This window comes from Pectobacterium carotovorum, from assembly GCF_900129615.1.
In the GTDB taxonomy this organism is placed as follows: Bacteria; Pseudomonadota; Gammaproteobacteria; order Enterobacterales; family Enterobacteriaceae; genus Pectobacterium; species Pectobacterium carotovorum.
This window is the reverse complement of record NZ_FQWI01000002.1, coordinates 187,695-209,220: the sequence shown is the minus strand read 5'-3', so window position 1 is coordinate 209,220 and position 21,526 is coordinate 187,695. Positions and strand designations below refer to the sequence as shown.

General features: G+C 45.2%; 24 protein-coding genes and 4 pseudogenes. 9 read left to right on the top strand and 19 right to left on the bottom strand.

Annotation, left to right across the window (positions count from 1 at the left end; translation table 11 throughout):
• Positions 1-428: 428 nt before the first annotated feature.
• Together BUB06_RS05260 and aspA are read left to right on the top strand one after the other, a co-directional pair.
• Positions 429-1,424, top strand: coding sequence for a LysR family transcriptional regulator (locus BUB06_RS05260; RefSeq protein WP_039470483.1), 996 nt, complete (start codon positions 429-431; stop codon positions 1,422-1,424).
• Positions 1,425-1,675: 251 nt separating this feature from the next.
• Positions 1,676-3,115, top strand: a complete 1,440-nt coding sequence (gene aspA / locus BUB06_RS05255) for an aspartate ammonia-lyase (RefSeq protein WP_010298348.1) — start codon at positions 1,676-1,678, stop codon at positions 3,113-3,115.
• Positions 3,116-3,385: 270 nt separating this feature from the next.
• On the opposite strand, the pseudogene BUB06_RS22235 reads toward aspA, so the two are convergent.
• From BUB06_RS22235 to BUB06_RS05235, 4 genes and pseudogenes are all read right to left on the bottom strand, one after another.
• Positions 3,386-3,529: pseudogene (locus tag BUB06_RS22235) on the bottom strand (alpha/beta hydrolase); the annotation flags it as partial.
• An 83-nt stretch (positions 3,530-3,612) separates the two neighbouring features.
• Positions 3,613-4,734, bottom strand: coding sequence for a ribosomal protein uL16 3-hydroxylase (locus BUB06_RS05245; RefSeq protein WP_039470480.1), 1,122 nt, complete (start codon positions 4,732-4,734; stop codon positions 3,613-3,615).
• A 99-nt stretch (positions 4,735-4,833) separates the two neighbouring features.
• Positions 4,834-5,253 carry a GNAT family N-acetyltransferase gene (locus BUB06_RS05240; RefSeq protein ID WP_039470478.1) on the bottom strand — a complete coding sequence of 140 codons (420 nt, stop codon included), beginning with the start codon at positions 5,251-5,253 and terminating at the stop codon, positions 4,834-4,836.
• 565 nt (positions 5,254-5,818) lie between these two features.
• A complete protein-coding gene (locus BUB06_RS05235; RefSeq protein WP_010298321.1) occupies positions 5,819-6,694 on the bottom strand; it encodes an AraC family transcriptional regulator in 876 nt (291 codons plus the stop codon).
• Positions 6,695-6,945: 251 nt separating this feature from the next.
• Between BUB06_RS05235 and BUB06_RS05230 the strand changes: the two genes are divergently transcribed.
• Positions 6,946-7,278, top strand: coding sequence for an NIPSNAP family protein (locus tag BUB06_RS05230; protein ID WP_039471012.1), 333 nt, complete (start codon positions 6,946-6,948; stop codon positions 7,276-7,278).
• A 131-nt stretch (positions 7,279-7,409) separates the two neighbouring features.
• Here the strand turns inward: BUB06_RS05230 and BUB06_RS05225 are convergent.
• Positions 7,410-7,709: pseudogene (locus BUB06_RS05225) on the bottom strand (site-specific integrase); the annotation flags it as partial.
• 42 nt (positions 7,710-7,751) lie between these two features.
• Between BUB06_RS05225 and BUB06_RS22370 the strand changes: the two are divergent.
• From BUB06_RS22370 to BUB06_RS05215, 3 genes are all read left to right on the top strand, one after another.
• Entirely contained in the window at positions 7,752-7,877 is a 126-nt protein-coding gene (locus tag BUB06_RS22370; RefSeq protein ID WP_269083054.1) for a hypothetical protein, read from the top strand.
• 114 nt (positions 7,878-7,991) lie between these two features.
• The gene (locus BUB06_RS05220; protein WP_039470474.1) at positions 7,992-8,312 is read left to right on the top strand and encodes a type II toxin-antitoxin system RelE/ParE family toxin; all 321 of its coding nucleotides are present in this window, start codon (positions 7,992-7,994) and stop codon (positions 8,310-8,312) included.
• A complete protein-coding gene (locus tag BUB06_RS05215) occupies positions 8,302-8,586 on the top strand; it encodes a helix-turn-helix domain-containing protein (protein WP_039470472.1) in 285 nt (94 codons plus the stop codon). Before BUB06_RS05220 ends, BUB06_RS05215 begins: the two co-directional genes overlap by 11 nt.
• Positions 8,587-8,832: 246 nt before the next feature.
• Here the strand turns inward: BUB06_RS05215 and BUB06_RS21745 are convergent, their stop codons facing one another.
• From BUB06_RS21745 to BUB06_RS05145, 14 genes and pseudogenes are all read right to left on the bottom strand, one after another.
• Positions 8,833-9,042 (bottom strand): hypothetical protein, encoded by a 210-nt coding sequence (locus tag BUB06_RS21745; protein ID WP_048329122.1) that lies wholly within the window; start codon positions 9,040-9,042, stop codon positions 8,833-8,835.
• Positions 9,043-9,081: 39 nt separating this feature from the next.
• Positions 9,082-10,269, bottom strand: a pseudogene (locus BUB06_RS05205) (tyrosine-type recombinase/integrase); the annotation flags it as partial.
• Positions 10,270-10,670: 401 nt separating this feature from the next.
• Entirely contained in the window at positions 10,671-11,066 is a 396-nt protein-coding gene (locus BUB06_RS05200) for a DUF6088 family protein (RefSeq protein ID WP_039470469.1), read from the bottom strand.
• Positions 11,067-11,119: 53 nt separating this feature from the next.
• The gene (locus tag BUB06_RS05195; protein ID WP_039470468.1) at positions 11,120-11,371 is read right to left on the bottom strand and encodes a CopG family ribbon-helix-helix protein; all 252 of its coding nucleotides are present in this window, start codon (positions 11,369-11,371) and stop codon (positions 11,120-11,122) included.
• Positions 11,372-11,480: 109 nt separating this feature from the next.
• Entirely contained in the window at positions 11,481-12,314 is an 834-nt protein-coding gene (locus tag BUB06_RS05190) for a DUF4942 domain-containing protein (RefSeq protein WP_039470464.1), read from the bottom strand.
• Between the two features lie 117 nt (positions 12,315-12,431).
• Positions 12,432-12,752 (bottom strand): annotated as a pseudogene (locus tag BUB06_RS05185) (TA system toxin CbtA family protein).
• Between the two features lie 69 nt (positions 12,753-12,821).
• A complete protein-coding gene (locus tag BUB06_RS05180) occupies positions 12,822-13,157 on the bottom strand; it encodes a type IV toxin-antitoxin system YeeU family antitoxin (protein ID WP_039470462.1) in 336 nt (111 codons plus the stop codon).
• Between the two features lie 39 nt (positions 13,158-13,196).
• Positions 13,197-13,670 carry a RadC family protein gene (gene radC, locus BUB06_RS05175; RefSeq protein ID WP_039470460.1) on the bottom strand — a complete coding sequence of 158 codons (474 nt, stop codon included), beginning with the start codon at positions 13,668-13,670 and terminating at the stop codon, positions 13,197-13,199.
• A gap of 52 nt (positions 13,671-13,722) precedes the next feature.
• Positions 13,723-14,544 (bottom strand): DUF932 domain-containing protein, encoded by an 822-nt coding sequence (locus tag BUB06_RS05170; protein ID WP_039470457.1) that lies wholly within the window; start codon positions 14,542-14,544, stop codon positions 13,723-13,725.
• A gap of 81 nt (positions 14,545-14,625) precedes the next feature.
• Positions 14,626-14,838: a hypothetical protein gene (locus tag BUB06_RS05165; protein ID WP_039470455.1), complete on the bottom strand. Its 213-nt coding sequence runs from the start codon at positions 14,836-14,838 to the stop codon at positions 14,626-14,628.
• 32 nt (positions 14,839-14,870) lie between these two features.
• Positions 14,871-15,278: a hypothetical protein gene (locus BUB06_RS05160; RefSeq protein ID WP_039470454.1), complete on the bottom strand. Its 408-nt coding sequence runs from the start codon at positions 15,276-15,278 to the stop codon at positions 14,871-14,873.
• Positions 15,279-15,320: 42 nt separating this feature from the next.
• The gene (locus tag BUB06_RS05155; RefSeq protein ID WP_039470452.1) at positions 15,321-15,686 is read right to left on the bottom strand and encodes a hypothetical protein; all 366 of its coding nucleotides are present in this window, start codon (positions 15,684-15,686) and stop codon (positions 15,321-15,323) included.
• Positions 15,687-15,783: 97 nt separating this feature from the next.
• Complete coding sequence (locus BUB06_RS05150) at positions 15,784-16,461, bottom strand: WYL domain-containing protein (RefSeq protein WP_039470451.1); 678 nt, start codon at positions 16,459-16,461, stop codon at positions 15,784-15,786.
• Positions 16,462-16,515: 54 nt separating this feature from the next.
• Positions 16,516-17,247: a YaaW family protein gene (locus tag BUB06_RS05145; protein ID WP_039470449.1), complete on the bottom strand. Its 732-nt coding sequence runs from the start codon at positions 17,245-17,247 to the stop codon at positions 16,516-16,518.
• 390 nt (positions 17,248-17,637) lie between these two features.
• Between BUB06_RS05145 and BUB06_RS05140 the strand changes: the two genes are divergently transcribed.
• From BUB06_RS05140 to BUB06_RS05130, 3 genes are all read left to right on the top strand, one after another.
• A complete protein-coding gene (locus BUB06_RS05140; RefSeq protein WP_039470447.1) occupies positions 17,638-19,095 on the top strand; it encodes a YfjI family protein in 1,458 nt (485 codons plus the stop codon).
• 749 nt (positions 19,096-19,844) lie between these two features.
• Positions 19,845-20,801: a DUF6387 family protein gene (locus tag BUB06_RS05135; protein ID WP_039470445.1), complete on the top strand. Its 957-nt coding sequence runs from the start codon at positions 19,845-19,847 to the stop codon at positions 20,799-20,801.
• 326 nt (positions 20,802-21,127) lie between these two features.
• Complete coding sequence (locus tag BUB06_RS05130; protein ID WP_330218129.1) at positions 21,128-21,394, top strand: helix-turn-helix transcriptional regulator; 267 nt, start codon at positions 21,128-21,130, stop codon at positions 21,392-21,394.
• The last annotated feature ends 132 nt before the right edge of the window (positions 21,395-21,526 follow it).

Here is a 21,526-nt window from a genome sequence, read left to right as displayed (position 1 = left end):
GAAATTATGCCGCTGACGCGGTACCTTCGTCGGTATCTGACTTAGCGGACCGCTTGCGACACGTTCCCTACGTGGCGCAAGCTTTCGCCGCGTCCTGCGGCTCATCCGAAGCCAGCTATCTCCTCAGCATAATTTTTTACGCCGGATAACAGCAAAACCTGCAATCATCCTGTATTTATGTATAAAAACATCACGAACAAGGGGGAGGAATACAACCGACGCACTAGCCATCACATCATGTCATTCATTTCACCTTCAGATCCGCTAAAGCTAGAAATAAGAAAAAATTAATCAGTGATACAACCTGTATTTTTTCTGAAGTTAGCCGACTATTCTGACATCAGTTAGCGAGGTCGTAGTCAGCGAGATGAGATAGACTAACGCTTCATATTTCGACGACATTCACCTTGCAGCGTAGGCAAACTCACATGGTTAAACGCACAGTGTCCGCCAATAAATCGATCGATATGTACGCCGTCTATGTCTTTGTGACGATGGCGGAAGCAGGAAGCATGACAGCAGCCGCCACGCGGCTAGGTCTGACGCCTTCTGCCATTTCGCAAACTATCCGGTTATTGGAAGAAGATTTCGGCGTCAAATTGGTTAACCGGGCTCGTCGCCCCTTTGTCCTGACGCCCTACGGCATTGCGTTGAAAAACCGCGGAGAAATCCTGACGGAGGAGATCGCAAACCTCAAGGCACAGGTGCTGGAAGCGGGAAAAGGAATCAAACCCGACTTGCGTATCGGCCTGGTAGATTCGTTTGCCATCACCTGCGGTTCGGTGTTTACCAAGAGTTTGATGAAGAGTTCATCGCAGTTGCTGATTCGTACCGGGCTCAGCCCGCAGCAGGGTGAAGCGTTAATGCGCCGCGAGCTGGATTTGATCGTCACCAGCGACCCGTTGATCGACAGCGATAGCGTGGTGCGTCATCAGCTGTTTTCCGAAGGCTATTTCATTATCACGCCGCCGGATTACCGCAAACGCATCAAAACGGTTGAGGACATCCGCGAGCTTTCCTCAGCGCTGCCGCTGGTGCGCTTTAACCGGAACTCGCAGATTGGGATGCAGATTGAGCGTTACCTGCGACGCATCGATGTCCGCGTACCGAATATGCTCGAATTTGATAATGCGGATACCTTAACGTCGATGGTGGCGGCAGGTATCGGTTGGGCGGTAACCACTCCGCTCAGTTTCCTGCAATCCGTTGCACACTCCCGCGAGGTGCTAACGCATATGCCGGAACAGCTGAATATTAAGCGCTCGCTTTATATTGTCGGGCACCGTGATGAATACAGCGCGTTCTTTGAAGAAGCGTGCGATGTCACACATGACATTATTAAAACCGTATTTATTCCGAAATTGAAAACGCTGAACCGCGGAATAGAAAAACTGGTTGAGATTAACCCGGATAATACGGAATAACGGTTAGGTATAACTATTCACGATTGGGAGACAAAACATAAATGGAGGAATATATCCACCACTAGCCATTTAACGATGCTAATTCAATGTTCGTCTCCCCGAGAACGCTTTTTAGTCATGATTTTATAAAAATCGTGATGGGTTCGTGTTACCTGAAAATCAAAAACAGGAAATACAAACCCTAAAAAATCATAGTCTTAATATTGAAAACGATGCTATGTACATCGAACAAGAAAAAAGGAAGAAGATCCATGTCAACGAATATCCGTATTGAAGAAGACCTGTTAGGTACCCGTGAAGTCCCTGCTGATGCCTATTATGGTATCCATACGCTGCGTGCGATTGAGAACTTTTATATTAGCAATAGCACCATCAGCGATATTCCAGAATTTGTCCGCGCCATGGTAATGGTAAAGAAAGCGGCCGCACTGGCAAATAAAGAACTGCAAACCATCCCACGTAAAATTGCCGACACTATTCTGCAAGCCTGTGATGAAGTGCTGAATAACGGTAAATGCCTGGACCAATTCCCTGTCGATGTCTATCAGGGCGGCGCGGGTACGTCAGTCAACATGAACACCAACGAAGTGCTGGCGAATATCGGTCTGGAATTGATGGGTCATCAGAAAGGTGAATACCAATACCTGAACCCGAACGACCACCTGAACAAATGCCAGTCCACCAACGATGCCTACCCGACTGGCTTCCGTATCGCGGTGTACACCTCCATCCTGAAACTGGTTGAAGCGATCACCCAGTTGAGCGATGGCTTTGAGCGCAAAGCGAAAGAGTTCGAAAACATCCTGAAAATGGGCCGTACCCAGCTGCAGGACGCCGTACCGATGACCCTCGGTCAGGAATTCCACGCGTTCAACGTGCTGCTGAAAGAAGAAAACCGTAACCTGCTGCGCACCGCCGAGCTGCTGCTGGAAGTGAACCTTGGCGCAACCGCCATCGGTACGCGCCTGAACACGCCAGATGAATACCAGAAACTGGCCGTTCAACATCTGGCAAAAGTCAGCGGCCTGCCTTGCGTACCGGCAGAAGACCTGATCGAAGCGACCTCCGACTGCGGCGCTTACGTGATGATGCACAGCGCCCTGAAACGCGTTGCGGTTAAAATGTCGAAGATCTGTAACGACCTGCGTCTGCTGTCTTCCGGCCCGCGCACTGGCCTGAACGAAATCAACCTGCCGGAACTGCAGGCGGGCTCGTCCATCATGCCAGCCAAAGTTAACCCAGTCGTACCGGAAGTGGTCAATCAGGTGTGCTTCAAAGTCATCGGCAACGATACCTGCGTCACCATGGCCGCAGAAGCGGGTCAATTGCAGTTGAACGTGATGGAACCGGTTATCGGACAAGCGATGTTCGAATCCATCCAGATTCTGTCTAACGCCTGCTACAACCTGCTGGAAAAATGCGTCGACGGCATCACCGCCAACAAAGAAGTGTGTGAAGCTTACGTCTTCAACTCTATCGGTATCGTGACCTACCTGAACCCGTTCATCGGCCACCACAACGGCGATATCGTTGGGAAAATCTGTGCCGAAACCGGTAAGAGCGTGCGTGAAGTAGTGCTGGAGCGTGGCCTGCTGACCGAAGAACAGCTGGACGACATTTTCTCCATCCAGAACCTGATGCACCCGGCCTACAAAGCCAAACGCTATACCGACGAAAACGAAGCCGTTTAATTTTCGTTTTCCGTCACGCTTTTCGCTAGTTGTCACACAGGCCCGAAGGAAACGTCGGGCCTTTTCTTTGCCAAGATGCATTTATGGATGTTGGTCGCGCTGTACGACCTGCTGGCGTGATTCATGCCAGGGTACCAGAACGGCAATACCGCCGAGATAATCAGGCCGTGCGTCGATGGCTGGAGCATTATTGATAATTGGAAGAATCACCGATAACAGGAAAAATAACGTCCCGGCAGTTACACCGGAACGTTGGTATAAAAGCGTCGCTTAGTGTTTTTTCGCTTCAGCGTGCAAATTTCTCAGTACGAAAGGAACCGAGTCACGCAGTGAAACATTAACGGTTTCACTGTGGTTCATCCCCTTATATTCATGCACGTCAACCGACGTTCCGGCTTTAGCGACATTGCTAGCAATAGCAGACCATTCGTAGGCTAAGACGCGGCCTTGAGCCACACCATGCCGTGTGTTCTCAGAAGCCGCCAGTGAGAAGCATGTTATTCGTCGAAGAACCAGTAACCCTGATTAACCAGCGCGGTTAATTCAGCCACAAAGGCTGGATTCTCCAGCGCCTCTCCCAGCTCTTTTTTACCGAGAATGGTGTAACGACACAGCGCATCCGCCGCTTTCGGATCGACCGTGTCTAGCGGTTCGCTGTTGATGAAGTAGCTACCGCCTACTTCCAGCACGCGCAACCCGCTCAGACGTGTCAACACACCGCCGTCCATCAGCGCGCCCACAATCTCGTCCTGCTCGTAAGGTGGCTCCGCCGGAGCGATATCCAGCTCGTGGCGCGGCGTCGTCACAAAGCGACCGAACCACGCTTTCAGTGCTTCCGGCTGATTAATCACATCAATCATCATCTCGCGCAGACGGTCAAACTCATACGCCTCAACCCGGCCCGAATGCTCCCGACAGGTCAAATCAGGGTCGCTATAATGCTCACCGCCGAGATCGTTCTCCAGTACGTAGTCAGCAAAACTGCTGATTAAATCTCTACCGTTCGGCCCACGGAATCCCACGGAGTAGTTGAGTGCAGTTTCATGAGTGAAGCCATCGTGCGGGAAGCCTGGCGGAATATAGAGAATGTCGCCCGGCTCAAGATCTTCATCAATAATCGGCGGGAAAGGATCGACATGCAGCAACGCAGGATGCGAGCAAAACTGACGCATCGGCAGCTTGTCACCCACGCGCCAACGACGGCTGCCCATTCCCTGAATGATGAAGACATCGTACTGATCGATATGCGGACCAACGCCGCCGCCCGGTACGGAAAAAGAGATCATCAGGTCATCTAAACGCCAGTCCGGCAACACGCGGAACGGGCTCACGAGTTCAGCAGACGGCGCATGCCAGTGGTTCACCGCCTGAGCCAACAGCGACCAACCGGTTTCGCCCAGATTATCAAAATGCTCAAACGGCCCGTTGCTGGCCTGCCACTGACCATTTTTATGGCTGACCAAACGACTATCGACCTCAGCCTCCATCGCCAGACCCGCCAGCTCATCCGGCGTAATCGGATCGACGAAATTAGGCAAGGCGTTCTTCAATACAACAGGTTGTTTTTGCCAGTATTTTTCTAAGAATTCAGGCCAGTTAAGATTAAGTTGGTAAGCCATACGTCCACACCAGTGAGAAGAGAAACGGGCCTGATTATAAAGAGGGTCACGCGCGGTCTACCTTGTCATTGGTCAATGGGTGGATAACTATCATGCAGCCTACATATTTTTCTTTATTAGATAGTGCCTTAACATGCCTTCCTCAGGAAAATCAGGTAAAGACATTTGCAACTGATAACCTTGTTTTTCATAGAAAGGAAGTGCCTGAAAACTAAAGGTATCTACAAGCGAATGACGGCATCCAAGACGTATAGCCTCCTGTTCCGCTTCTTTCACCAACGCGCTACCGAGCTTCAGGCCTCTGGATTCCTCACCCACCCATAAGTAATCAATGCACAGCCATAGTCCCTTACGCGTAGCAATCAGTCCTCCGGTCATGGTTCCAGCACTATTGCGGTGAAAAATACCGATTTGCCCAAAAGAAGCCGGATTAATAAACTGGCAGTTGTAGCTCCGAAGACCCGCAAAAAGTTCTTCCCGATCGCTATCGATAATGTCATGCGTCACGATTAATTCCACTCGTCTTCCCCCAGTTCCTGTTTATTAAAAATCATAAGGTTGCATGAACAACGCGCCGCTGAAAATGTGGTTTCAGGGATTCCCGAGTCTCTACACATTGCCCAACGCAGACACTGCGTTTCAGCATAAGCACAATCCGCCTTTCGGTATATAATTCTTTTTCATGGTGATTGTGCTGATTCGTGTGGTTAAGGGAAGGTTGGGTGACTTGGGGGAGGTTGAAGGAAAAGAGGCTAGGGAGAAGGTATAGCCATCTGAATTTCAGACATAAAAAAGCCACCTTAAGGTGGCTTACTTTTCATACTGTTGGGAAGAGATCAACATCATCAGCAATTTGTCGGTAGGTCGCCATAAGCGTCCATACTCCTCAGGTTGTTATTTTTTCCGCAGGATTCCGCATATTCCGTCAATGGCAAGGTTACGCTTGTTTCATTTGGCTTCGTCAGCCACTCTAAGAGAGTCTCGCGAATTCTGCACTGATTCACTACCCCTGAGAAAAAACGCGCCTGGAGGCTTCCCGGCGCGTCTCACACTTGAGTGCGGCGACGATGAACATGACCCTGAATCATTTCAACGGCAAATAGATATCCGTGAGTAATTCATGTTCCGCAACCTCATGTACAAAGTTGTGGTAATGAAAGAAAAGCGGGAAGTCGCGAAGTTCCTCCCCGCTCTCAGGCAACCAGTCACGATATAGAGTCTTAGCCAACTCGGGTAACACATCATGCGATCCCTGATGACGCAACACCGCACATCGACCAGCAGGGATGACGCTATTTATCACCCCGAAGCGATTGTCTTCCGAAATCGGTGACTTTACTGTTCCACAAATATGGAACTCAAATTCATCCGGCGGTGTTAAGGTAGGATCGTGTGGTGCAATACCGTATGTCTGGCTGCTGGCAACAGGCGAATAACCCGTGGTTTTTCGCCATTCAATAAATCGAGCCGCAGTTTCGTTTATTAGCTCTGCTTGTCCATAATGAGTCAGCATTGCGACTGATGTCGCAGGGAAATTGATGATCTTGACTTGGCCTTGCATTATTTGTCTCCTGGCTTTGTAAGGTTCGGATATGCGCTTATACCAATCTACCCAAGGGGGCTGCTGGCGGAATTGCGTCGGTGATAGATCGAACATTTGTCTGAAAGCACGGCTAAATGATTCAGAATGCTGGAAACCGGCGTCGAACGCGATATCAGTGATTTTCTCTAACGGATTAAAAGCCAATCGATAAGATGCGCGCTTTAAGCGCATCATCTGGATGTAGCGACCAGGTGGCATCCCACAATAACTACAAAACTGACGATGGAAATGAAATGGCGAGAAGTGAGCCACTTCACTCAGTTTTTCCAGTAATAATGTGTCATCAAGATGACAGTCAATATAATCAAAGACCTGTTTAAAACGTCTGGCGTAACTATCAGTTTTATTATCACACATGACTTCCTCCGTGCTGCTTAATATGCTCGAAGGCGGTTCAGTTTGCCTGACCGATCTTGCCCAAAGAACGTTTAAAGGAAATATTAACGAATAAAAAACGTGCCAGAGCGCTTCTCAGCGCGTTTGAGTCGCTTATTGCAGCTTTGCTGACAGATGGTCGTTTGGTTAGTTGTGGCCCCACGGATCAATCCCGTTTATTTTAATCCCTATCAACAAGGAACCGCCCAGTGGCTACCTACGGAGATAACACTTTGAGAACTGTCGAGATACTGCAATACACCTTACATAAAGGCAGCAGTGCCGCTTTTCACGCCATCATGCAGGAAATCAGTGTTCCCCTACACCAACGCCACGGGATTGATGTTGTTTCGTTTGGTAACTCGCTTCATGACCCGGATTGCTACTACCTCATTCGCACCTTTGACAGCGCTGAAAAAATGGCTGCGGTTCTCAATGCTTTTTATGCAAGCGATGACTGGCGCAGCGGCCCACGCGAAGACATTATTCGCAGCATCGAAACCAGCATTAAAACAGTGATGAACCTACCATCAGAAAGCGTGGAAGGGCTGCGGGTGCAATCGTAGGTCATCTGGTTTCACCAGACGCGTTTTAGCGCCTCCACACATATTGCACAAATTCGCTACTCTTAAGAAAAAACGCGCTTGGGAGCCTCCCAGCACATTCAAGCATCACTCAACTGAATAGTAACCCCGGATTAGTCTGCTTGTTTGCCTCTTTTTCTTCGCCGAGCATCTTTGACCGCATCTAGTCCATCGGGAATGTTGAACTTCGCTATGTCAGGCAACAAAAAATCAATTTTCTCCACGACTTCAATCATATGAATCGGTTTGAGATCTTTGCTATACCGCACTTCTGTTTTCGTTTTTCCGCTCACATGCCCTGCTAGTTGAGCACGTAGTTCCGAGTTGACGCCTTTCTCTTTGAGCAAGGTCGAGACTGCGTGACGAAAAGAATGGAATGCCTTCGTTCTGTCTCTTTCAAGTGACCTGCCCCCCGTTCATTAGTGCGGGATGATATGCGGGCAATGGGCTTTGATGTGAACAAGAAATTCACCCGCTGGCTGGACAAACTGGAAAAGGATGGCTTGATCGCCTTTGAAGGGGAACAGATTTCGCCGCTCTCGCAACGGAATAAGGTGGGGGAAGCCGTGATCCCTGAGTAAGTGGGGGAACGTGGGGATGGTTTGCTAATCGCTTACTCTGCCGACACACGTCAAATATAACTTATGAGTTATTATAACTTATGAGTTATACTCCCCGTTAATAAGGGGACTGACATGTATGAATTGATTTTTCACCCCGAAGCTGCAAGCGAAATTTATGACCTCGAACCTGTTATGCAGGTAAAAGCGCTTAAAGGGCTTGAAAAACTTGAAGCTAAAGGGCCCGAGCTAAGATATCCAGACACGGACATCATCGAAGGTGGGTTGTTTGAGCTACGGGTTGGTAGAAAAGACATCAGCAGAACGTTTTTTGCTTACGCAAAAGGACGTAAGATCTATATTTTAAGGACATTCGTAAAGAAAACCCCTAAGACCCCGAAAGCTGAAATAGCGCTGGCAAAGTCAAGATGGGAGGAATTGAAAGATGGCAGTTAAAGGTATCAACTTCTCTGAAGTTAAAGCGAAAGCGCTTTCTAATCCTGAAGTTAAAAAAGCGTATGAGGACGAAACTCAAGAAGAAGCGCTTCGCGCTGTTCTGCTCGAAATGAAGTCCAAGTCAGGTCTGACAAGTACAGAGATCGCTGCTCGCATGGGTGTAAGCCAACCTGCGGTGAGCCGCCTGGAGAGAAATGTTTCCAGTGCGAGTATCTCAACCTTACAACGGTATGCCGCTGCTTGCGGGATGCAGATTAAGCTGTCACTGGGTTAAGATTAGCGCTGTATTTATAAGCCGGATTTTTTACTGTCTTGCCAGTTAGCATCGGTGCTACAGGTTCCGGCTTGCTACTTCTATACGGTGGAAAACGATCTGGTGGAAATGATACCTAGGTATGATGAGCAGCAGGAAAACCACTCACATAAGAAAAATGAGCGCCAGCCCCTCCCAAAAAAGGGGCTGGCGCTGCGCTTAATACATAGGCTTTTGATACAGGATACGCCTCTGTATTTCTATTGATTATGCTTGCTTCAGTCTGGTGATGAATGCCTGCATATCAGAGTGATTCACAACACGCCCAGCATCAACATCAGCAAGTCCCTGTAAGACTCTCTGATGACGCTGTTCTGCCTCTTCAATCAGAGAAGTAAGCGCTACCGTTGATTTTTTCGTTTTTTTCATCGCTAACGCCCTAATGAATAAAATATTTTTAAATTCATACGGCACCACATACTCTTCCCGAGTCGCATCCAGATAATCCGCCCATCATTGCAGCATTAGCCTGCGCTCATCCAAATGTTCCGCCTTGTGGATATAAGCAGCACGAACTCCATTACGTTCCTGATGGCTCATTTGCCGATCTACCGCATCCCGTGACCACTGGCCGGATTCCACCAGTGCACTACAGGCCATGGTGCGAAAGCCGTGTCCGCAAACCTCTGTGGTGGTATCATAGCCCATTGTTCGTAATGCGTTGTTGACGGTGTTTTCACTCATCGGTTTGGTTGGCCGACGATCGCCGGGGAAGATTAGTTCATGAGCGCCGCTGATAGCCTTAATCTCTTCCAGTAGTGCTAAAGCCTGTCGGGATAACGGCACCAGATGTTCAGCGCGCATCTTTGCGCCGCGCTGCGAATGCTTCACGCCAGGAATGGCTTCACGTTCAGCCGGTATCGTCCACATGGCGCGTTTAAAATCGATTTCCGGCCAGCGGGCAAAACGTAGCTCGCTGGAACGAATAAAAACGCACAGCGTGAGTTTTAAGGCTAGTTTGGTTAACTCCCGCCCTTTGTGGCGTTCTATCCGTGCCAGAAAATCCGGCAGTTTATTCAGCTTCAGGGCTGGCCGATGGGTGGCCTTGGGCGCGGCTATCGCCCCGGAGAGGTCTTGCGCGGGGTTGCGTTCTATCAGATCGTTCTGCACCGCGTAGCGCATGATATCGGTGACACGCTGGCGCAGCCATGACGCCAAATCAAGATGACCGTTTTGTTCCACGGCTTTAAGCGGTTCAAGCAGGTCTTTAGTTTTCAGGTCGGCAATATGGCGATGCCCAATAGCAGGCAGGAGATTTCGTTCCATATCGCGCCATACCCGTCCGGCGTGCGTTTCTGACCATCTGTTTTGGCTAATGTTTCGGTGCCAGTCCTGCGCGACCTTCGCAAAAGTATTCAACGCTTCTTGCGCCTGCTCTTTTTCTTCTTCACGCTTTTCCGTAGGGTGAATGCCCTCCAACAGCAGCAATCGTATCTCATCACGCTTCTCTCTGGCCTTCGCCAGCGAGATCAGCGGATAGGCACCGAATGCAATCCGGCTTTCCTTACCTTAAAAGCGGTATTTGAGATACCAGCGCTTAGAGCCGTTAGGACTCACTAAAAGATACAGGCCGTGCGCGTCCGCGAGTTTATAGGCTTTCTCGCGAGGCCTAGCAGTACGGGCAACAACGTCGGTCAGCGCCATAATTGGGGTCAACTCATAATCGAAGTGAATTGACCCTCATCTTGACCCCCAAATCATCTGGATGTCAATGGACGAAAAAAGACCACTGTGGATAAAAAAGACAAAACCGCAGAGATGAGAAGTAAATTAAAATTGTTATTTTACAATGTGATATGGACGTTACTGGACGATTGCGGACATAAAAAAAGCCACCCTGAGGTGACTTGATTTTCATACGATGGTGCAAGGCCGGACTCGCACATTGCATATAACCTCATGATTTAATATTAATTTAAATAAAGACTAAAGACATTATACCAACGCAGATACCAACGCTTGAAATTGTTAAATTTGGGACTCGAAGCCGCGCAGATATTTTAGAAGGGGAAGATTGGCATCTGACGATATCATTGCAGCAGATATCATGCATTCAATTTACTGTTCCCCACGCTAAGCACTCTTTTAAAACTCGGCGGAGTTTCTATTTCCGGAGAGGTTGGGATCTGCGTAGATTTTCCACTGTTATACGCTGCCGTTGCACCAACGAAACGATAAGGGACATTGAAACGCTCTAGCGTTTCAATAATCACTGCTGAAGATCCCCCTGGCGCGGCGGGCATAATGTTGCCGGTAATGTTATTTTGACGAGCTTTGGTGTACACCCCATAGCCCACTTTCAACAATAAGCCTTCACTGACCAGACTACGCAATACTTTTCCAACTTGAGCATAGCTGCCAATATCTTTGAAGTCGTTGCGAGTGAAGACATAATGCTTGGAACGCTTCAGTCTGGACTGGATACGATCTCTTGTCGTCATGTTCTCCTCCGTTATTGGCAAGAAAATTGATACACTCACCCTATGCGTTTTTATCAATCATGCATTTTCAGCTCGTTAGCAAAGTCGAGCACATCTGCATGGTTTACCACCTTCCCAGCATCAACATCAGCAAGTCCTTTTTGAACCATCTGATGCCGTCGTTCTCTCTTTTCGATCATCTCGGTCAGTGCTTCTTTAATCACCCAGCTTTTGGATCTATCCAGTTCAATAGCCAGGCTTTCAACCGCAGCAGCAAGCCCGGCGGGTATCTGAGCACTGAGCGTCTTTTTAGACGGTGTTCCCATCAGTATCACCTCGACAAGAAAGGCCAATTACCTTTTATTAAGATAACCTGTGTTTGATACATCATTCATCAAGTAAGCACAACATCAGCATCCTTGCTACGTCATTTGATCACCTCGCCGCCAACATCCCTGGATAATGTTTGGCAATAATGTCGTTCATCTGCTCGATCAAGTCGGGGCGTTTAAAGATGAGATGACCGGTACCTTTCTGAAAGTAACGCACACTAAAGAACTTATCTTCGTATTCCTGCTGGTGCGGATTATCGCGGATATGGTCCATCAGCCGGATAGTGACATCGCCCCGATTATCGGGGATCGGTTTGCCATCCAACAGATACAGCATACGTTCCAGATCGGCCAGTTGATCGCGTCGCCAGCCCCAGTTCAGGCCAAAGCCCCAGCGGTTATATGTCACCAGATTATTAATGATTATTTTCTTACCAAAGTAGCAAGGGTGATTGGTTTTGTAATCCCACGATAGTCCTTTGAATACGTTGATGACCCCACGCTCGAATACCTCTTGTTTACTCTGGTGAAGTTGCTCAAACGTGCTGAGAATATTGGCTTCGCTGATCGCCGGTAGCTCATCCTCATCCAGATTTTTATGCCACTGGCTACGCGCTTCGGCATCCATCAGCGACAGCATGCCGGATTTCAGCATCAGGTCACGCCAGATATTGCGATCCAGCGTGCGGGTGATGGCTGGCATCGCCTTATTGGGCGTTTCTGTCAGCCAGCAATCGTAGCGGTGCCCCTGCTTCAGCCCCCAGTCTTCGGCGGTGCCGCCACCGATAGTGGCCGTGAGTGTTGAAATCGCCTGTAACTGTTTGAGGAGTTGTTCTATCTGTTGCAGCGCGGTATCACGTCCAGTGACGATGCGTTCGATATTGGTCGAGCAGATAAGTCCGGTGTGTTCGGTTAACACCTCGGGTTCAATTTGCATAGTTTGTGGTCCATACATAAAAGCAAATGCGCCAACCGGTAAGGGCTGGCGCATTATGCATTGGGGAGAAAGATAAATAAGTTTGGTGTGGTGTTACTGGAAAACAGCTCGGGATCTTTATGCCTTAAGTAAACCCGTTGCACGTCTGGCGCGAAGGATATCGACAGTAGTGAGAAACGGCGATTGCTCCTGCCAGTTAAAGCCGTTGCGATCGATACGCACCAGTTAGTATTTTTCCACCAGAAAATTGACAGCATTGATCAACGTGACGCCAGCATCGATGTGCTCCTGAATCACGTTTTCCTCACAAAACGGTGTGTCATTCAGCGTGAGTCCGTAGTGCTTTTCCAATAGATAGACCAGAAGTCGTTGCCAGACGGCTACAGGTGACGGGCAAGACTGATCCTCCCGTGACGGGATTGCAGGTGATGTTTGCATGAGAATACTCGCTTCAGGTTAGGTCGATAAAATCAGGAAAATGCGCAAGGTGAGTAGAGAAACAGCGGATTAGTGTGTTGCAGCAGAAGTTGGATAAATAACAATATACACATAACCAAAACTACCCAGCATATCGGCTTCACAGGTCCAGTCGTTGCAATGTAGTGTGATGCAACCTTGCTGGCGAGGATTTAGCTCACCCGCTCTCAGTTTTTGTTCCAACTGCTTAATCAACTCAGGAAAGATCTGTTCCAGATTACGGGCTTCCGTTTCGCTGAACGTACCGATAACGCTGGCACGGTCTGCCAGATAATGAAGAGAGTGACCTTCCTGAACCAGCCTGGCTCCGAATCGTGGAGTAACGGCACGTTTTAGTCCCCATTCCGGGGTATCCGATAATGACATAGTGCTTTCCTTATAAGAGAGCAGTAGTAAGTGAGATCATCACAGCCAGCCACGTTCAGCAAACGACACCACCTCATCGCCGCCAATAACCAGGTGATCAAGTACTCTGATATCAAGCGGCAAGAGGGAATTTTTCAGTGTATCGGTGATATGGCGATCGGCCTGACTGGGCTCGGCCCAGCCGGAGGGGTGATTGTGTGCCAATATCACGGCAGCGGCGTTATGACGCAGTGAGGCTTTGAGGATTTCACGCGGATGCACTTCGGTGCTGTTGATGCCACCCAGCGCGATAATTTCCTTTTCTATCAGGCGATGCTGATTATCCAGGTACAGCACCATAAAGACTTCGCGTTCCAGGCTACTGAGTTCCAGCAGTAACCAGCTTTTGGTGTCCTCCGAGGTTTTGAACTGGCGTGTATTTTTACGCACTCGCTTTTCCAGCAGGCACAGCGCCATTTGGATAATGCGCTGCTCTTTGGACGCAATGCTGCCTTCCAATGAATTACATGACATGGTAAGTCCTTGAAGTGAGATAATAAGGGACAATGAAACAAAATGAGGGAAATTAGGATGCCAGTTCCAGCATATTTTCGGCCAGTATCCACAGGGCGCGGTTAAGTTTTACGTCACCATCAATCCCTTTGATAGCACGGGTTCTGGCTCGTTTACCTTGAACTGTACGGCCTGATAGTCCACCTTTTATTAAATTTTCCTGAATACGCTGGTAAGTGGTCCATAGATCGTTGCTTTCGTCCTGCCAGCGGCGAGGAGACAGGATTTGAGCCTCTGTCACTGGTTGATACTCTTCACCAAATCGGTAGGTTAACGCTGCCTGAGCCAAGGCAGTCTGTGCCGGTGGTGGTAATAGTAATGACTGCATGGCATCACGTTTTTCATCAATACGCTCAAAGGTATCTAATATCTCATAAGCCCCCTCAATAACACGGCCAACCACATCACCCTTATGGGGAACACAGACTTCACCCAAGGATTCACCACAAATTAAACCATTGTGGCAAACCTGTCTAAAAAGACCGGGCAACATTTGATAGCTGCTGGATCCGTCATGGCTATTCAGCAAAATAATCTCTGGCACCTGTTTGCCCGTAATTTGCCCCTCCCGGCGCAAGCGCAGCATGTGCTTAGTGTGCTCCCGTTTCTCCGGATCACGTACACGGGTTTGACAGGCAAAAAATGGCTGAAAGCCTTCACGCTGTAAGTTATCCAACAGGGTAATGGTAGGAATATAGGTATACCGTTCGCTACGCGAGCCATGCTTGTCTTCACTAAATATACTGGGAACCGTGTGTGCCAGTTCGTCACGGGTTAATGGACGGTCACGGCGAATAATATTTACCGCGCCAAAGCGCGAGGCTAACTTGGGCATAAAAGCTCCTTATGTACCAGAGTGAATGACTCTGGCACATATTGTTGAAATGATAATTAATGAAAGAGTGGATTTCATCTTTCAGGCAGTAAAAGCAGTGCGAAGAATAAAATTTATTATTGTAGTGATTATTGCACCAACCAATAAAAAAGCAGCCTCCCGGGCTGCTTCAACTTCTTCGTCATTATAACCTGCCTGCTGTAAGTGCTCAGCCACAAAATCCTGAGCTTGAGCACCTGAATACCAGGTAATTACTTTACCTAATGCAGCAATTAACATTTTAAGTAATGACATAATGCCTGACCTTTATCGATAATACTTGAAAGTCATTCTTTATCACAGGGATAGTACTCAGAATCAAAGGGGGGGAAGTCTTTATTGCCTGTAACATTAAATGTGTATGACTTTCCAGTCGCATCACTGACACGAATGGTTTTCGCCTGACGTAATGCCTCCCATTCTGTTTTTATCCGTTCTAATGAGTGAAATGGTTGTGATACTTCATGTCCATCAATCTGTAGCTGAGAATAATCACCGCTAAATCCTGCCTGTACACGTAAAACAGGCGGTTTTGAGGAGTATAATTCACAGCTGATTTCAAGATAATGTTTATCGTCATTACTCAAATGAACACCGGCATATCCCTGCAATGACCAGTATGTCCATTCAGCCGCAACAGCACTTCCTAAAGGTAGCAACAGCGCCGCCAATGCGGCACCTTTTAAGTATTTCATGTGGCGTATCCTTATATTTTAGTGATATACCGAGGTGTTATTTCAATCAAAAGTGAATGTCCAACCACCTTTGTCAGTATCCACCTGGACTTCTGAGGCAACACAATTATTGTAAAAAGGGACTTTTACGGATTCACCAAAGCGCAGTGTGGCCGGAATAATGGTTTCCTTATTGCTGGTGCCGAAGTATTTCAGATTTCCGATACGGCAATTACCACGATTGACACTGATATTATTGATGCGAACAGTATCGGTTTGAGCGGTGACAACGACATCAACGTAGCGATTTCCCGCCACATGGACATTGTTATATGCCATTACCTTTATTGGTACTGGTGTTTGCGCACCGATCACCATTCCAGAGAAGAGTAATGATAATGCAGGTAACAAATATTTTGAATGATTCATGCAATAACTCCTTATAAAATGCTTATAATATCTCATTGCGTAAAGTAGTGATTTAATAAATGTGAATGAGTTTGACTATACTCATTGTTCATCTCATTTATTCACGTATGAGTTCACAGATATATTGAAAGTGTGGTAACGCTGTAATGAATCGTTTATCCTGAAAAATTCGTCTCATTTCCTCCTTTTTACTAAATGAACTAATGGTCATCGCTACATCCGTAATTGCCACCAGATTAAATACTTTTATGTGGTTTTGCTTTTCTGTCGCCAGATACCATTCCCCATCAAAGTAAATAAGGCGATAGGGGGCAATGGCGATGTGTCTGCGACCATTATGTAAAAAGTTGATTAATCGGTTTTTAACAATAGCCTGGGTAATGGCATAAAAACCACCGAACAAAGAAGGGACATTCCGTGGCGGTGCGTTATAGACGATATAGGGAGAGTCCTGTCCTGCATCCAGCAAAACGGAAAGTAACTTTTTATCCAGTGCAGGGAAAAATTGTGCCACATGGGTGATACGTGCAAACGTAATGATATCGTGATCGGTACGAAATGGCCCCCTCGCATCAGAAAGACGCAAGTATCCATCTTTTAATTCGGTATCCAGATACTGTAACCGCTGTCGTAAATCTCTCTGAATCGTTCTTTCCGAGACATTGAATTCTAAAGCCAGTTGTTTGACTGACAGAGACTCCCCCATGAAGAGCCTGCTGACTAAAATAGCCAGGCGACTGGCGAGCCGGTCGTAACGTTTTCCCTGTTCAGGCATGGTGATAATTCCTGTATAAATTCCGTGCATCCCTTTTGGCATACACGGAATAAATTAATATTTGGTAAGGTTTTTCTGACGTAGCCAGGCGATAACGATGCAGGCAGGGATCGTGACTCGGTATGCCGGGCCCGCAATATCCGACAGCATCCAGGCTGAACTGAGCGCTAAACCGACGGGGCCAGCGAGAACTGAAAGGGCGCGAGACGCAACGAACACGGTTCCCCAGGTGGCGATCCCGCCGAGTGCGGTGATAACGCTGGCTGCCAATGTTGTTGCGAGTTCCAAAGCGGCAACAGAAGAGGTTCGAATGGCTGCCTGTATAGCGATAAGAATGAGTTGTGGTGTTGGGCTGGTTAAATCGAGCTGCATATTTTTAGACAACATCGCCAGTTCGTCTGGTGTCATGTTGTCCAGACTTTTTTCCAGCACTTTCATGAGCAAATTAAGTTCAATCGACTCCGTCGTGCTGTTTTTATTGTAATTAACATCCAGCTTGTCACAGACATCGCACAAAATTTCACGGTAAAGAACGCCCTGTCCACCGCGCACCAAGCTGACTAAAGTATTTGCGCCAAAAGTTTGTAACTCTGCGCCAATCGACGTCCAGTATTTGCTGTGGTCCGGGTAAAAACGCTGATATTCGCTTGTACTGGTTAACGTCTCTGACCAGCGTTTTTCACCATCCTTACTATCAATGGTTAACAACTCAACCAGTAGTTGAAGGTCTTCATTACTGCATTGGCTTAGCAAGGCCAAATCAGGATCTAACCGATAAACTGCCATCATCCATCCTCAATAATCGTTTAGGAGCGATTACTGTAATGGGTAGAACGGACAGGATGTGTCGACTAATATGATTGATTTTTATACATAAAATCCACCAAGACGACAGGATATGTCATATAAATTACCTGATGGCCAAAGCCTATGCGCGATATCCATAAAATAATATATTGTTATTTTATTTTTGATTCATAGATAAAAACACAGAATTAACATCAATACCTGACTCGCCACTTACTGCTCCCCATTCCATATATGTTCACCATTGTCTACTGAAGTCAACTTATGTCCTCCCCTGAAAACTCGATTAATAACACTTTGATTAAAAATGAAATCTCATTTATTAATAAACTCCGAAATAAATCATTTTGACAAAACAAAGGTGATAAAATGAATTATTTAGCGAATACCAATATGGTAGCCCCTAACTCTCATTTAGAAAATCCAACTTTTCCTACAGAAAAAATTCCAGATGTGCTCCGAGATGCTATTAGTGCAGTAAGTAGTAAAACCCAAGCACCAATACCTCTTATATTTGCTTCGGCAATGGCCCCCATAGCACTATTAGCTCAAGGGATGATTGATGTAAGCCCTAAGGATGGGCTTACATTCCCAGTCTCATGCAATTTTTTAACAGTTGCAGAATCGGGGGAAAGGAAATCAACGGTTGATAAAATATTTATGCAGCCGATTCATGAACATGAAAGAATCTCTTATTTAAAACATCAAGAAAATTTAAAAAAATACAAGTTTGAAGTAGATATTTGGAAAATAGAATTAAGTGCAATAAAAAATAATCTCGAAAAAAACACAAGAAAAATTTTGCCAACAGATGATGTAAAAGCACGGCTAATGGAACATTTTCAGAATGAACCACAACTACCGAAAAAAGTGCAACTATTGGCTAACGATATAACACCAGCGGCCTTGCAACATTTATTGCACACAGGTGGAGGATCATTAGCACTACACTCATCCGAAGGTGGAGAAATAATAAACAGTCAAGCGTTTAAAAATCTGGCATTGCTCAATGAGTTATGGGATGGAATGCCGATTTCTGTCACGCGTCGTCATTCTGAGAGCTATAAAATATTCGGAGCTCGGCTGAGTGCAAATATAATGGTGCAAAATGCGCCATTGCATAGGTACCTTAAACATGCACACGAACAAGTTAGGGGCAGTGGTTTTTTGGCTCGCTTTTTCTTTTCCTTTCCGACATCAACAATTGGCACCCGTATAGGAAACATGAATGATAGCTACCACGACCTTATTTCCCCTTATTATTCACGTCTTAACCAGATGTTAAGCTGTTATTTAGAAACGCATATATCCAAAAATAAAAACCGTACATTATTACATTTCTCTCCTGACGCTAAGAATCGATGGATATATTTATGTGAAAAGATTGAGCGTAGCGTTGGTGTTAATGGTGACTATTTCTCTATTCGTGACTTTGCAAGTAAAGAAGGAAATAAAATAGCTCGTATGGCCGCACTTTTTCATTATTTTAGCAACGAAGATGGAGATATAACATTAGGAAACGTGGAAAGTGCTGTTGCCGTGTGCCAGTGGTATCTAAATGAAGCTCTACGAATATTGACACCAGAACCACAGCACATAACAGATGCTAATATACTATGGGCATGGTTGTCAGGACGTTTTCATATGAATAATTTCCAACCCATTAAAAAAAACCACATACGTCAGTACGGCCCAAACTCATTACGCCAACACGCACGCTTTGAATCCGCGCTTAGATACTTATATGACACTGGAAAAATTCACGTAGCATCATGTGGAAAAACAATTTTTGTTTCCTATAAATTACAAAATAAATCATTTTTCTGACTTACCATCCGTCGTAATAGTAAAAACGCGCCTTCAATGAAGGCGCGTTTTATTTCACAAAAGAGAAGATAACCATACAACTTACAACACCACTCTTATATTTTTTTATTCAACTCAAAGGCCATAAAATAATAAAAACCCGTGTTGATAATTACGTCTAAATGGTGTATTTATTTTTTACAAAAAAAACAAAATTATATTTTACATTGATGAGCCAATCATCAAAAAAACGGGGGGGCACATATATCAAGATTCGCAAATTTGTTATATTTCACCAAGAGGAAAATATCACTTACCAATTATCATCGAATACTTTCAACCGTACACTCAATGATTATAATCTCTTTTTCATTACATAAAGAACATAGTGATAGACATAGAAGCTATCCCATTTAGCCTATTTCATTTTACTCAACATTCTCATGTGCTACCAGTATGCTCCAGTTTCTGCACGCTGTTCGTGTCCAAACTGACAGCATCATAGCCTGTACTGGTATAGACTCTTAAATCATACGTGGTGTATGCTGTTCAGTAGCTGCTATTTCTGCTATTAATAGCAGAAATAGCAGCTACTAAATTGTATTTACGGTATGATTTATGGATTTGCTGCCTCAATCAAGCGATAAAACAACAGTCAAAATTAAATTCAGAAAAAATAGGTTCACTCCAATGCTAGACAAAAGATAGGAATTTAAAAAACAAGACATTAATTCAATAATATATTTAAATGATAAAAAAGGGAAAGAATAATGAAAGAAAACATATATACGAAAATGTTAACATCCCCCACTACAAAGAAACATAAGGCCACACGAGAGGATGTGAGTTGGTTTAATATAAAAAATTACAGCTTTGTTCGAAAATTAACCATTATAGATATGTTAGAGGAACTATATGCCCGTCTTGAGCTCATCGGATTCTCTTCACCTGAGGAACTTATTGACTTCCCTAGCATAAAAAAATCATATATTGACATTACCTCCGGAAAACCAGAAATAAGAAAAAACACTTATCAAGAAACCTCCCAACTAGAGGATTTATCGAAAAAAGTAATCACAGCAGATAAAAACCCATTGAGTGTAGATATAGAAAATAGAACCATAGAAATTAAATCGCCAGTATATGAATTAACGGTATCGCACATTGAGAATATTTATCAAAATCTAAAATTACGTGACTTTCATTCTCCTTATATTAAACACATTACAGACGATGATGAGCCAAATAAAACAGATACATTAACAAGCCTTCAAAAGCCTTATGTCGACCATGTTTATTTATATGTCGATTTAGAAGGATACACAGATGCGCAATTAATCAATTCATTCAAAAACACAATTTCAACTTTACGAGAAAGATATAAAATAGAAAAAAAATTCAATTACACTGAAAAACCGCTCCCTAAAAATAAAATAATTGATATATTTAGAAACCAAGCAATACCTATTGCTGACCTATTAATTTGGCAAAGAATTAATGGCATTCAGATACCCTTATCTCAAGTCAACAAACTATTAAATCTTGAAGATATAGACACGCCAAATAAATATGTCGAATTTGATGGTTCTAATTTCAAGGCAACAAAACTTAAAACTTTTGATCTTACTTTTAACGATGGCAGGCTAGAACAACTATCAATAGCAATTCAGAAAAATGAAAATCTTAAAACGATGACTATTGAGGAGTTAATAAAAAACACCAAGTAAGTAAAAGTAATTTATATTCATGTTTCCATAGATACATGATTTACGCAGTTCTCTTCGCGGTTAGAGTAAGAGTCCATCCCATTAGGCTACTTTACGGCTTTATCAAAAAAACTACAAAATTAACAAAACCATAATAATAAGTTACTCAGGCAATACATACACTTTCTATCATATCGGTTTTCATAATTTTTTCATGGTTATAACTATTGCTAAAGCCTCTGCGACCTGAATCATAGTCACGCAACATCACTGTGCAATCAACGCTGATGTAGTTAGTAAGTTTTTTGGATAAATTTCTTACCAAGTAATTTTTACTACCAGTGTTTATGCTTCATCTCGAATTTAAAAACAGCGAGGTGAATAAAATGAACGCAATCTCTCTTGACGAAAACCCGGCAGATCGCTTAGTTGACATGAAATATCTATGTCAGCACTCCGGACTCTCTCGGGCCTTCTTCTACAAGCTTATGGCTAGTGGTCTCTTCCCTAAGCCAATAAAAATAGGCAACCGCAGTCGTTGGGAACTAAGAATTTATCTAAGATGGCTAAATAGCCATTATCCTGATGATAACAGATCACCAACAGATCACTAACTTGCTATCACGGTATTATCCCGGGAATACCGTCTATACGTAAGAGATCTGTAATGAAACCCCTCCAATGGTTATTACCCACTTAAATACTCAACTTAAGCATTTAGGATTTTATTATATACTAAATACTAA